Raw genomic sequence first — 12,223 nt, 5'->3', positions numbered from 1 at the left:
TCGCGTTTCGCGCGCAAAAATCTTCAGAAGATTTTTGCCAAGGCTTTTTCTGAAAAGCCTTGGCCCCGGAAGCCCCGGCCTCAGGCCATGCCGAGCGCGGTCTTGTAGAGTTCGAGGATCGTCTCTTCCTCGGCGATGTCGTCGGGCTTGCGCTTGCGCAGCGCCACGACCTTCTTCATCACCTTGGTGTCGTAGCCACGCCCCTTGGCCTCGGCCATCAGCTCTTTCTGCTGCTCGGTGACGTCCTTCTTCTCGGCCTCAAGCGTCTCGAAGCGTTCGATGAACTGGCGCAGCTCATCGGCGGTGACGTTGTAGGAATCCAGCGGGTCGCTCATCGTTCTGCCTCATCGGGTTGCCGGCCTCTCCCTATCCCTTCCCGGGGGGCGGGTTCAAGCGCGCTCGCGGCAAGGCAGGCTCCGACCGGCAATCTTGCGCAGAAGCCGCGCCGCGTGTAGGCCCGGGGCGCGTAGAACGAGGAGAGCGCGATGGACTGGCTGATCTGGATCGGGGCCGCGATCTCGCTGGCGGGGGTGGCCGGGCTGGTCTGGTGCATCCTGCTCGCGACCAGGGCACGCAAGGCCGGGCTCTCCGACGAGGAGATGCGCGCCCGGCTGCAGCGCGTGGTGATGCTGAACATGGCCGCGCTCGGGGTCTCGGCGCTTGGGCTGATGTGCGTGGTGCTGGGCATCCTGCTCGGCTAACGGTTCAGGCTGGCAAGCGGGCGCCCCTCGCGGATCAGCGCGTCGAAGAGCGGTGCCGGCTGCCAGAGCTCCGGCGCCTCCTCCGCCCAGAGCCGCAGCTCGCGGCGCAGCACCATCAGCCCGCGCCGCTCGGCCCAGAACATCGGCCCGCCCTCCCAAGCGGAAAAGCCCTGGCCGCGCACCAGCGCCAGATCGACCTCCGAGGGCCGGGCCACCACACCCGCCGCGAGCATCCCCGTCCCGGCATTGGCCATCGCCCCCAGCACCCGTCCGACGATCTCCGCCGCCGGAAGCTGGCTCCCTTCCCCCGGCACCGCCAGATCCTGCAGGCCGAAGCGCGCCAGCGCCGCCCGCAACGCATCGCCCGCCACGCCCCGCGCCTGCAGATGCGCCACCGCCCCGGCCCCCGCCGCAAGCACCGGCGCCCCCACCGCGCCCGCGCAGGGCAACACCTCGCGCCGCATTGCTTGCAAGAGCCCGGAGAGCGCCTCAACCGCCGCCTCCGGCGTGCCCGGCGGCAGCTCCAGTTCCACCAGTGTCCCGCGCCCCGGATGCAGCAGCAGCGGCACCTCGCCCAGCAGCGCCACCATCGGCACCGCCTCCGCCTCGAAGGCGAGATCTAGCCCCGCCAGCGCCGCGCCGCCCAACGCGGGCGTCAGCCGCGCCCAGTCGGCATCGCGCGCCTCGGGCGTCATCCGCCCCGCCGCAACCTCCGCCTCCTGCCGCGCCGCGATCCGCTCCAGCGCGGCGACCAGCCCCTCCCGCTCCGCCCCCGCCAGCGTCACCGCGAGCCCGGCGCGCAGCAGCCCGAAAGCCCAATCCGCGGCGACCTCCCCCGTCCCGAGCACGCCCGCCGTCGCGAAGGCCAGCGCACCCCGCCGCTCCGGTGCCCGCGCCGCGCCTGCGAGCCAGCCCAGCGCCGCCGCCTCCGGGCTCTCCGCCAGTTCGGCCAGCGCCGCGGCCTCGAAGGCGAGCCCCTGATCCAGGGGCAGCAGCAGCGCCGCCTCGACACAATCGACGATCCGCCCCGGCGCAGGCAGCGGCCCGGCTGTCGCTCGCCGCGCCCGCGCCACCGCCGCCTCATAGGCCAGCGGGTCGCGCATCCCCTCGCGCCGCGCGGAGGTCGGCAGCGGCTCGCCCGCAGCCTCGCGGCCCAGCGCCACGGCTGCCGCCTCCAGCCCCTCCTCCACCACCCCGTCGATCAATCCCAGCGCCAGCGCCTCGGCCGCGCCGATCGGCTGCCCCTCCAGCAGCATCCGCAGCGCCTCGGCGGCGCCGATCAGCCGCGGCAGGCGCTGGGTCGCTCCTGCCCCCGGCAAGAGCCCCGACTGCACCTCGGGAAAACCGAGCTCCGCCTCCGCATCGGCAATCCGCAGATGTGCCGCCAGCGCCAGACCGAGCCAGCCGTCCAGCACCGGCCCCTGCAGCGCCGCGATCACCGGGATCGGTGTCGCCTCGATCTGCTGGCAAAGCGCGGAGAGCGTGAGCCCACCCGGCGCGCCCGTATCGCCCCCGAGCCGGATCACCACCGCAGCGACCCCAGCCTCCACCGCCCGCGCGAGCCCCGCGGAAAGCGCGGCGCAGCCCGCCGCGTCTTCCGGCGTCAGCACCGGCACCTCGGCGCCCTCTCGGGCGGGCATGGCCTGCTCGATCCCGCTCATCCGCTCTCCCGCCGCAGGGGAAAAGACTTCCGCGTCATTTAAGCGGGCGGGCACGCCTCTTGGCAAGCCTGCAGGGCGTCAGACCGGCAGGTTGTCGAAGCTCGCCTCGATCTCGTCCTCGCTGCGCGGTGTTACCGGCAGCAAGAGCGACAGCGCCTGCCATTCGGCCAGAAGCGCCGCCAGACTGCGCTTGTCTTCCGGCAGGGGCGCCCGCGCGGGGGCGGGCTTGCGGGTTTCGATCAGCCTCATCTCTTCTCTCCTCCGGATCGCGCGTCAGCCCGCGCAGCCGCGGCAGAACGGGGTATAGGGCACCACATCCAGCCGGGCGTCGCCGATCTCGGCGCCGCAGGTGACGCAATAGCCGTAATCGCCGCTGTCGATCCGGGCGAGCGCCGCCGTGATCGCGCGGATCTCCTGCTGGCCCGAGACGCCCATGCTCTCCAGCACCTCGTCGGTCTCGCGTTCGGTGGCCAGCTCTTCCCAGTCGGGGGAATCATGCGAGTCGAGCTCCGCCTCGATCCCCTCGAGCCGCTGGCCCAGATCGGCGAGCCGTTCCGTCAGCTGGTGGCGGCGTTTGGCGATATCGGTCATGGGCGCGTCTCCCTTTGCCCCAGCCTAGGCGAAGGACCACCGAGCCTCCTTGACACAGGTCAACGTTTCGTCAGCGGCCTTCCTTCCGCCCCAGCGCGCCGTTATGGTCCCCCGCAAAAGCGCCGCAACAGGAGCCGCCATGGAAATCCGCCCGCTCACCGACAGCTACGCCGTCTCGCCGCAGATCTCGCCGGAGGATCTGCCCGCGCTGAAGGCGGCAGGCTATACCGTCGTGATCAACAACCGCCCCGATGCCGAGATCCCCGGCGCGCTGCAGGACGCCGCGATGCGGCAGGCGGTGGAGGCCGCGGGCCTGAGCTACGTTCGCAACCCGGTGATCGGCGGGGCGATGACCATGGCCAATGTCGAGGCGCAGCGGGCGGCACTGGACGAAGCCACCGGCCCGGTTCTGGCCTATTGCGCCTCGGGCAACCGCTCGTCGCAGGTCTGGGCGCTGGCCAATGCGGGCAAGCTGCCGACCGACGAGCTGATCGGCACCCCCGCCCGCTTCGGCTACCAGCTCGAAGGGCTGCGCGGCCAGATCGAGGCGCTGGCCCAGCGCGGCTGAGCGTCCGTCACTCCTCGGTTTCGCTGAAGTCGAAGGCGGGCATCTCGATCTCCATCGCCTCGCCCTCCACCTCGGCCTCCTCGATCTGCGGGGCGGCGACCATCGCCGGGGGAGCAAGTCGCACCGCGCGCATCCCCCGGTTCTGCCCCAGCCGCCCCTCGGCCAGCCGCCGCCCGTCGCCGCCCTCCAGCCCGATGCGGTCGAGCGCCGCCATCGGCAGCGGCACCAGATCGCCCGACTGCAGCGCCATCACCGCCGAGAGCGGGATCGTCATGCGGTGCAGCACCGCCTCCAGCACGCAGTCCACCGCCATCACCTGATCGCCCAGCGCCGCGGCAAAGGCCCGCTCCTCCGCCGGTTCGTGCAGATCGACCATGCCCACGGGACGCTCGCCCCGGCCATCGGCGGGCACGACCAGCATCAGCCCCCCGGTCTTCACCCCCAGCGCCAGCGATACCTCGGTCTGCAGCACGCGGTAGGGGCAATCCTCCAGCAGCAGCCCCAGCGGGCGAGGATCGTCGAGGAAGGAGGCATAGCGAAAGCCGCTGGTCCAGATCAGGTCGGGATCGGTCTGCAGCCCGTCCTCCAGCATCTCCAGCGCCATGTCGATGAAGCCCGCCACCATCGCCGCATCGGTGCGCGTCGGCTTGCGCGCAGTCGGCGGGTGGGGCGAGACCTTGCCGATGGTCTGCACCTCCAGCAGCGCGGCCAGCACCGGCGGCGACAGCACGATCAGCCCCAGCGCCTCTCTCGGGCCCTCGAGCACCGCGATCAGCGCCAGCTCCGGCGGCATGTCGAGCAGTTCGGGCAGCGAGCGGCGGTCGCAGGTCAGCCGCGTCACCTCCAGATCCAGCGCGAAGCAGTCGCGTGCCGAGCGCGCCAGCGCCAGACGCCAGCTGCGTTCGGCCCCCGCCAAACCCGCCTCCGCCGGTTTGGTCGACGCCTCGATCTTTCGCCTGATTGCGCCTCGATCCACGTCTGCCCCGCTGATCCTCGCCCCCAGCCATCGCATGACAGGCTTACCAAAGCGTTAGGCTCAGGCGGCTTTCTGCAGCCGCAAGGGCAGCGTCACCCGGAAGGCGGCGCCACCCTGCCCCGGCAGATAGCTGATCGTGCCGCCGAGATTGGCCATCACCTCTCGGCAGATCGCGAGCCCGAGCCCCGCGCCGCCCGCCCGGGTCTCGTCGCTCAGCCGGGCGAACTTCTCGAAGATCAGCGCCTGACTGGCCTTCGGGATGCCCGACCCGTTGTCGACGAAATCCACCGTCACCCGCCCGCCCTTCTGCCGGACCGAGATCCGCAGCTCCGGTCGGGCGGCGTCGCAGTATTTGCGGGCATTGGAGATCAGGTTGATGAAGACCTGCGCCAGACGATCGGCATCGGTCTGCACGAACAGCGCCTCCGCGCCCGGATCGCGCAGGACGACGAAGCTGCGCTCGGGCCGGGTATGCGCCGCCGATTGCAGCGCCCGGTCCAGCATCTCGCCGATATGCGCCAGACCGAGGTTCAGCTGCACCGAGCCGTTCTCCAGCACGCTCAGGTCCAGAAGATCGTCGAGCAGCCGCGTCAACCGGATCGCCTCCTGATGGATGATCCCCGCCTGCCGCGCCGCGACCTCCGCCGGCAGCCCTCCCTCCATCAGGATCTCGGAAAACGCCCGGATCGAGGTCATCGGCGTGCGCAGCTCGTGGCTGATCTGGTTCAGGAAGGCATCCTTCTGGACCGAGAGCTGGGTCAGCTTCTCGTTCACCTCGCGCAGCTGCCGCGCGGTGCGGGTCAGCTCGGTCTGCTGCTGCTCCAGCCGCGCCGAATACTCCATGATCTGCGCCGTCTCGTTGGCCACTGCCATCAGATCCTCGACCGAGACCGCCGCCCGCCCCGCCAGCTGCGAGATCATCGCATGCGCCGTCGCCGCCCCGACCGACCCGGCCAGCCGGCGCTCCAGCCGCTCGACGAAGGCGGGCAGCGGGTCGGGCAGATAGCCCGCCTTGCCCTGCGCCCGCGCCTCGGCCTGAAACAACGCCAGCGCCGGCTCCTCGCCGAGGATCCGCTGGGTCATCACCAGCAGATCCTCCGCCTCGGCCTTGCCCTGCGCCCAGCCCAGCGGCCCCGGCCCGCCCCGCTCGAAGACATTGACGAAGGCCGCGCCCTGCGCCCGCTCCACCGGACCGGGGAAGGTCAGCACCGACCCGAGGCAGAAGGCCGTGGCATTCATCACCATCGACCAGAAGGTCGCATGCAGCAGCGGGTCCATGCCCTCGACCCCGAAGAGCGCCTGCGGCCGCAGCCAGCCGATGCCGAAGGGCCCCTCGGCCAGCACCCGCGCCGGCATCAGCGCCTCGCCGAAGGAGGGCAGGAACAGCGTGTAGCACCAGAGCCCGAACCCCACGCCCAGCCCCAGCACCGCCCCCACCCGCGTCGCTCCGCGCCAGAAGATCCCCCCCAGCATCGCCGGCAGGATCTGCGCGACCCCCACGAAGGAAATGAGCCCGATCGCCGCCAGCGCCCCGGCCCCGCCCGACATCCGGTAATAGCCGTAGCCCAGCGCCAGCACCCCGGCGATGGAGAGCCTGCGCGACAGCAGCACCAGCCGCCGCACGTCGCCCGACACCGCCGGCGTCGGCCGCGCCGAGAGCCACAGCGGCATGACGATATGGTTCGACACCATCGTCGCCAGCGCGATGGCCGCGACGATCACCATCGAGGTCGCGCTGGAAAAGCCGCCGAGGAAGGCCAGCATCGCCAGCCCCCCCTGATCGAAGTGCAAGGGCAGCGTCAGCACGAAGAGGTCGGGGTTCGTGCCCTCCGGCATCACCTGCAGCCCGACCACGGCAATCGGCACCACGAAGAGGCTCATCAGGAACATGTAGAACGGAAAGGCCCAGCTTGCCGTCGCCAGATGCCGCTCGTCCGAATTCTCCACCACCAGCACCTGAAACATCCGCGGCAGGCAGATCACCGCCGCCGCCGACAAGAACATCAGCCCGCCCCAGCGCCCCGGCTCCAGATGCCAGTCTGCGATGCTCGAAGCATCGATCCGCGCGATGATGTCGGCCGGCCCCGAGGCGATGCCCCAGACCACGAAGACGCCCACGGCAAGCAGCGCCACCAGCTTCACCACCGCCTCGACCGCAATCGCCGTCACCACGCCGGTATGCTGCTCGTTGGCATCCAGATTGCGGGTGCCGAACAGGATGGTGAAGAGCGCGAGCCCCCCCGCCACCCAGATCGCCGTGCCGTCCCGCCCCGGCATGGCCCAGCCCTCTGGTGTGGCACTGGCGAAGACGTTGAACGACAGCGTCACCGATTGCAGCTGCAGCGCGATATAGGGCGTCGCCGCCAGCACCGCGATCAGCGTCACGATCACGCCGAGAAGATTAGACTTGCCGTAACGGCTCGAGATCAGGTCGGCGATCGAGGTCACCCGCTGCTGTCGCCCGATCCGGACCAGCTTGCGCAACACCCACCACCAGCCGATGAAGACCAGCGTCGGCCCGAGATAGATCGTGAGATATTCCAGCCCCGAGCGCGCCGCATAGCCGACCGCGCCGTAGAAGGTCCAGGCCGTGCAATAGATCGACAGCGACAGCGTGTAGACCATGGGCGAGCGCAGCCAGGGCACCGCCCCCAGCGCCGCGCGCCGCTCGACGATGAAGGCCACGAGGAACAGCAGGATCACATAGGCGACGCAGGACAGGACCAGCACGTTGAACGGCATCAGCGCTCGTCGTCCTCCGCCGCATCGGCATCCGCCTCGGCGCTGAGCCCCGGCGACAGCGCCGCCGCGACCAGCACCAGCAGGAACCATGTGCCGAAGAGATAGATGCCGTCCGGCGCCGTGTCGCGCCGCTCGGTCAGCCCCGGCGCCCAGAGGATCGGCAGAAGGAACAGGAAGGCGCCGAACACCGGCAGCATCCGCGCCGCATCCCGGAGCCGCCGCCGCCGATAGCTGCGCCGCGCCAGAAAGATCGGCCGCCGCGCCATCAGCGCGCCACCAGCGCGCGCACCTGCTCCAGCATCTCGGCATTGGAGAAGGGCTTCGACATGAACCGGCTCACCCCGGCGCGCTCGGCCGCCTCGCGGTCGCGGCCCTGCCCCTTGGCGGTCAGCATCAGCACCGGCAGCGCCTCGGTCGCCGGATCGGCGCGGATCGCGGTCAGGATGTCGTAGCCGCTGATTCCCGGCAGCATCAGGTCCAGAATCAACAGGTCGGGCCGCGCCGTCCGCACCGCCTCCAGCGCATCCGAGCCGCCCTCATGCGTCGAGACCCGCCAGCCATCCCGGGTCAGGATGAACCGGATGGCCTCGGCAATATTGGGCTCATCCTCGATCAGCAGGACATGGGCCGCCATCGTCTCCCCCCGAGTCGGTCGCGCCGGGCGATCTGACGTCGCCCTTCCGCGACTATCGGGGCAAAGCCACCCCCTGTCAAAGCCCCAACCCGGTCAGGGTCTCAGCCCACCTCGCTCAGGATCGAGGGCTCGCGCCGGGCGACGCAGGCGAGCCGCGGACAGACCCGGCAGGTGGAGCCCACCGGCACCGCCTCGCCCGGCTCCACCGACGGCTCGATCAGCATCGTCGCCTCGCGCAACTCCACCCCGGCAAAGCCGCGCGGCAGGTCCGGCGCGCAGAAGGCCCGCACCCGGAACCGCCGGCGGCCCCGCCCCGCGGTCTCGACCAGCGCCTGAACCGGCTGCATCGGCCGCGACAGCGCGGTGTAGAGCGGCCAGAGCGGACAGGCCGCGCCGAACCGCGGCAGCGGAAAGCCCTCCGGCGGCTTGCGATACACCAGCGTCCCCGAACCGTCGCAGATCACCAGCCCGGCCTGCGACCCCGGCAGGAGCGCCGCCCGCCGCAGCACCGCGCCGATGCCCACGCCGAACTGCCGCGCCACCAGCCCCGGATCGCCAGAGGACAGCGCCGCGCGGAACGGCTCCAGGGGCAGCGCCACCGCATCCGCCGCCAGCCGCGCAAGCCAGCCCCGCGCCATCGCCCGCGCCGCCGCCGAAGCGAGGCCCTCGACCTCCGGCTCCAGCGCCGCCGCCTCGCCGCCCTCCAGTTCGGGCAGATGCCAGCCCCGCGCCGCCAGCCAGCCCTCGACCTCCTCCTGCGGCGCGGCGACGCCCTGCTCCTCCGCCGCCGACCCGTCGAGATAGGCCACCAGCGCCTCGGCCCCCACCGCCAGCCGCTCGCTGTCGACATGCAGGTTGCCATGGAAGCGCGCCCGCCAGACCGGATCGATATCCTCGGTCTCGGCCAGGATCGCCGCGGTGGAGCGCACCGAGCTCACCGCCGACAGCACCTCGTGCAGCGCCTGGCTCAGATAGCTGTCATGGGTGATCCGGTCGTTCAGCGCATTGACCGAGCGTTCGAGCAGCGTCACCCGCCGGTGCTGCGCCGCCACCAGTCCCGCCCAGCCGGGAAAGCGCCCGACGAAATCCTCGACCCGGTCGAGCTCCGCCGCCCCGCCCTCGGCCCCCTCGGCCACCGCGCCGCGCAGATCCTCGATCAGCACGCCCTCGTCGCCCGCCTCCAGCACCTGCGCCTCGACCCCCAGCGCCCGCGCCAGCCGCCCCAGCACATCGGTGCCGATCCGGCGCCGGTTGTGCTCGATCAGGTTGAGGTAGGAGGCCGACACCCCCGCCGCCCGCGCCAGTTCCGCCTGCCGCATCCCCAGCGCCAGCCGCTTCTCCCGCACCCGGCTCCCGGTCAGCGCCGTCATCGGCATGACAAACTCTCCCCCTCGCTTTACAGAATTATCAAGGTTAACGAGCGCTTTGCCAAACGCTTTCCTTCCCCCTCACCTTGGAAAAATATCCTCGGGGTGGGGGTCCGGGGGAGGGGCAGACAGCCCCTCCCCCGGCGCTGGCCACCGGCGCAACGCAAAGGGGGCGCGCCCTAAGGCACGCCCCCTCGTCTCAAGCCAGCGTCCTCAGTTCAGCGCCTTGTCCGTCACCTGATGCGTCCAGGCCCCTTCCGGCGCCTTGGAGATCACCGGGTCCGACCCGCCGCCCAGAAGCGCATCCACCGTGCGCTGGTAATCCGCCTCGTCCAGCGTGCCGTTCGAGCCCGCGGTCAGCTTGGCGATCTCGCCCATCATCCGCTTCTGGTGCTCTTCGGTCTGTGCGCCGGTGTCGTCATTCTCCAGCACGATCATCGCCGCCTCGTCGGGGTTCTCCTCCGCCCATTTCCAGCCCTTCATCGAGGCGCGGACGAATTTCACCATCTTCTCCTCGAAGGCCGGGTCGGAGAGCTTCTCCTCCATGACGTAGAGCCCGTCCTCCAGCGTTGCGACACCCTGATCCTCGTATTTGAACACCACCAGATCGTCCGGCGTGAGGCCGGCGTCGATTACCTGCCAGTATTCGTTGTAGGTCATGGTCGAGACGCAGGCCGCCTGCTTCTGCAGCAGCGGATCGACGTTGAAGCCCTGCTTCAGCACGGTGACGCCGCCCTCGGACCCGTCGGTCGCCAGCCCCAGCTTCGACATCCAGTTCAGGAAGGGGTATTCGTTGCCGCCGAACCAGACGCCCAGCGTCTTGCCCTTGAAATCCTCGGGGCTGGCGACGCCAGACTCCTTCAGGCAGGTCAGCATCATGCCCGACGATTTGAACGGCTGGGCGATGTTGACGATCGCCGCCCCCTGCTCGCGCGCGGCCAGCGCCGAGGGCAGCCAGTCCACCATCACGTCGGCGCCGCCGCCCAAGAGAACCTGCACCGGCGCCACATCCGGACCGCCCGGCTTGATCGTGACCTCGAGCCCCTCTTCCTCGTAGAAGCCCTGATCCTGCGCCACGTAATAGCCGGCGAACTGGGCCTGGGTCACCCATTTCAGCTGCAGCGTCACCGCATCCTGCGCCTGCGCCGTGCCCGCCAGAAGCGCGAAGACCGCGCCCGTCACCAATGTCCTCATGTCGACCTCCGTGTTGTGAGCCCTTGCAGGGCTTCGTTTACGTCCGTTGCGACGGGTGCCAGAAGGTCACCCCCCGTTCGATCAAGGCGATGACGCCATAGAAGGCCGAGCCCGCCAGCGCCGCCACCGCGATTTCGGCCCAGACCATGTCGAGCCCCAGCCGCCCGACCTCGGTCGAGATGCGGAACCCCATGCCGCGGATCGGCGAGCCGAAGAACTCCGCCACGATGGCGCCGATCAGCGCCAGGGTGCTGGCGATCTTCAGCCCGTTGAAGATGAAGGGCATCGCCGCGGGCAGCCGCAGCTTCACGAGCGTCTGCCAGTAGTTCGCCGAATAGGTCGCCATCAGGTCGCGCTGCATCGGCTCCGAGGCCGCCAGCCCCGCCACGGTGTTCACCAGCACCGGGAAGAACACCATCACCACCACGACGGCGGCTTTCGAGTGCCAGTCGAAGCCGAACCACATCACGAGGATCGGCGCGATGCCGACGATGGGCAGCGCGGCCACGAAGTTGCCCACCGGCAAGAGCCCGCGCTGCAGGAAGGGCGAGCGGTCGATGGCCACCGCCACCAGCACCGCCGCGGCGCAGCCGATCAGATAGCCGCTCAGCGCGCCCTTGACGAAGGTCTGCAGGAAATCGACCCAGAGCACCGGCAGGCTGGTCGCGATCCGCGCGCCGATGGCCGAGGGCGGCGGCAGGATCACCCCCGGCACCTCCAGCCCGCGCACCACCGCCTCCCAGACCACGAGGATGGTGACCCCGAAGATCGCGGGCACCAGCAGCCGCCCGCCCCGGCTTTTCACGAGGCGCGAGCGCGACAGCCAGATGTTCAGCGCCAGCGCGCCGATCCAGAACAGCGCGGCAAAGACCAGCCAGCTCATCGCGCCATCCCCATCCGCCGCAGCGTCACCCGCTGGATCGCGCCGATGATCCCCACCAGCGCCGCCGCCGCGATGGCCGCCGCGAACAGCGCCGCCCAGATCTGCACCGTCTGGCCGTAATAGCTCCCGGACAGCAGCCGCGCCCCGAGCCCCGCCACCGCGCCGGTCGGCAGCTCGCCGACGATGGCGCCGACAAGACTCGCCGCCACCCCCACCTTCAGCGAGGCGAAGAGATAGGGCATCGACGAGGGCAGCCGCAACTTCCAGAAGGTCTCGCCCCGGCTGGCATTATAGGTGCGCAGAAGATCCAGTTGCATCGCATCCGGCGAGCGCAGCCCCTTCACCATGCCGACGACCACCGGGAAGAAGCTGAGATAGGCCGAGATCACCGCCTTCGGCAGCAGCCCTGACAGCCCGACCGAATTCATCACCACGATGATCATCGGCGCGATGGCGAGGATCGGGATGGTCTGGCTGGCGATGGCCCAGGGCATCACGCTCAGATCCATCGCCCGGTTGTGGATGATCCCAACGGCCAGCAGGATGCCGAGCCCGGTGCCGATGGCGAAGCCGAGCAGCGTCGCCGACAGCGTGATCCAGCCGTGATAGATCAGGCTGCGCTTCGAGGTCACCTTCTGCCCGACGACGCTCTTCCACAGCTCCGCTGCGACCTGATGCGGCGCGGGCAGCACCGGCCGCTCCTGCGCCAGCGTCTGCGGGATGACCTCGGCCAGCGTCACCTCGGTCTCGGCCCGCGCGGCCTGATCGTAGACCCATTGCGCATTCATCCAGACCGCGGCCGCATACCAGAACGCGACGATCACCGCGACCACCGTCAGGATCGGCAGCACCGATTTCATGCCGCGCTCCCCGTCTGCATGGGCTGTGCATCGGATGTGCATGGGA

General features: G+C 70.3%; 14 protein-coding genes. 2 read left to right on the top strand and 12 right to left on the bottom strand.

The window, feature by feature from the left end:
• Positions 1-80 precede the first annotated feature (80 nt).
• Entirely contained in the window at positions 81-335 is a 255-nt protein-coding gene (locus tag AC3A5Z_RS08925) for a DUF2312 domain-containing protein (protein ID WP_487519016.1), read from the bottom strand.
• Positions 336-485: 150 nt separating this feature from the next.
• Between AC3A5Z_RS08925 and AC3A5Z_RS08920 the strand changes: the two genes are divergently transcribed.
• Positions 486-701 carry a hypothetical protein gene (locus AC3A5Z_RS08920; RefSeq protein WP_487519015.1) on the top strand — a complete coding sequence of 72 codons (216 nt, stop codon included), beginning with the start codon at positions 486-488 and terminating at the stop codon, positions 699-701.
• On the opposite strand, the gene AC3A5Z_RS08915 is transcribed toward AC3A5Z_RS08920, so the two are convergent.
• From AC3A5Z_RS08915 to AC3A5Z_RS08905, 3 genes are all read right to left on the bottom strand, one after another.
• The gene (locus tag AC3A5Z_RS08915; protein WP_487519014.1) at positions 698-2,362 is read right to left on the bottom strand and encodes an enoyl-CoA hydratase-related protein; all 1,665 of its coding nucleotides are present in this window, start codon (positions 2,360-2,362) and stop codon (positions 698-700) included. The genes AC3A5Z_RS08920 and AC3A5Z_RS08915 overlap by 4 nt on opposite strands.
• A gap of 78 nt (positions 2,363-2,440) precedes the next feature.
• Positions 2,441-2,611, bottom strand: coding sequence for a hypothetical protein (locus AC3A5Z_RS08910; protein ID WP_487519013.1), 171 nt, complete (start codon positions 2,609-2,611; stop codon positions 2,441-2,443).
• 24 nt (positions 2,612-2,635) lie between these two features.
• Positions 2,636-2,953: a TraR/DksA family transcriptional regulator gene (locus tag AC3A5Z_RS08905; protein ID WP_487519012.1), complete on the bottom strand. Its 318-nt coding sequence runs from the start codon at positions 2,951-2,953 to the stop codon at positions 2,636-2,638.
• A gap of 139 nt (positions 2,954-3,092) precedes the next feature.
• Between AC3A5Z_RS08905 and AC3A5Z_RS08900 the strand changes: the two genes are divergently transcribed.
• The gene (locus AC3A5Z_RS08900) at positions 3,093-3,521 is read left to right on the top strand and encodes a protein tyrosine phosphatase family protein (protein ID WP_487519011.1); all 429 of its coding nucleotides are present in this window, start codon (positions 3,093-3,095) and stop codon (positions 3,519-3,521) included.
• A 7-nt stretch (positions 3,522-3,528) separates the two neighbouring features.
• On the opposite strand, the gene AC3A5Z_RS08895 is transcribed toward AC3A5Z_RS08900, so the two are convergent.
• The 8 genes from AC3A5Z_RS08895 to AC3A5Z_RS08860 form a co-directional block, all read right to left on the bottom strand.
• The gene (locus AC3A5Z_RS08895) at positions 3,529-4,437 is read right to left on the bottom strand and encodes a FliM/FliN family flagellar motor switch protein (RefSeq protein ID WP_487519010.1); all 909 of its coding nucleotides are present in this window, start codon (positions 4,435-4,437) and stop codon (positions 3,529-3,531) included.
• Between the two features lie 120 nt (positions 4,438-4,557).
• Entirely contained in the window at positions 4,558-7,239 is a 2,682-nt protein-coding gene (locus AC3A5Z_RS08890; RefSeq protein ID WP_487519009.1) for an ATP-binding protein, read from the bottom strand.
• Positions 7,239-7,505 carry a hypothetical protein gene (locus AC3A5Z_RS08885; protein WP_487519008.1) on the bottom strand — a complete coding sequence of 89 codons (267 nt, stop codon included), beginning with the start codon at positions 7,503-7,505 and terminating at the stop codon, positions 7,239-7,241. The genes AC3A5Z_RS08890 and AC3A5Z_RS08885 overlap by 1 nt, the downstream gene beginning before the upstream one ends.
• Positions 7,505-7,873, bottom strand: a complete 369-nt coding sequence (locus AC3A5Z_RS08880; protein WP_487519007.1) for a response regulator transcription factor — start codon at positions 7,871-7,873, stop codon at positions 7,505-7,507. Before AC3A5Z_RS08880 ends, AC3A5Z_RS08885 begins: the two co-directional genes overlap by 1 nt.
• A gap of 101 nt (positions 7,874-7,974) precedes the next feature.
• Positions 7,975-9,249 carry a helix-turn-helix domain-containing protein gene (locus tag AC3A5Z_RS08875; protein ID WP_487519006.1) on the bottom strand — a complete coding sequence of 425 codons (1,275 nt, stop codon included), beginning with the start codon at positions 9,247-9,249 and terminating at the stop codon, positions 7,975-7,977.
• Positions 9,250-9,453: 204 nt separating this feature from the next.
• Positions 9,454-10,434 (bottom strand): ABC transporter substrate-binding protein, encoded by a 981-nt coding sequence (locus tag AC3A5Z_RS08870; RefSeq protein ID WP_487519005.1) that lies wholly within the window; start codon positions 10,432-10,434, stop codon positions 9,454-9,456.
• Between the two features lie 37 nt (positions 10,435-10,471).
• Positions 10,472-11,317, bottom strand: coding sequence for an ABC transporter permease (locus tag AC3A5Z_RS08865; RefSeq protein WP_487519004.1), 846 nt, complete (start codon positions 11,315-11,317; stop codon positions 10,472-10,474).
• Positions 11,314-12,177, bottom strand: a complete 864-nt coding sequence (locus AC3A5Z_RS08860; protein ID WP_487519003.1) for an ABC transporter permease — start codon at positions 12,175-12,177, stop codon at positions 11,314-11,316. Before AC3A5Z_RS08860 ends, AC3A5Z_RS08865 begins: the two co-directional genes overlap by 4 nt.
• Between the last annotated feature and the right edge of the window lie 46 nt (positions 12,178-12,223).

The organism is Cereibacter sp. Soil_C_27 (genome assembly GCF_057657095.1).
This window is presented reverse-complemented; position numbering and strand designations above follow the sequence as displayed.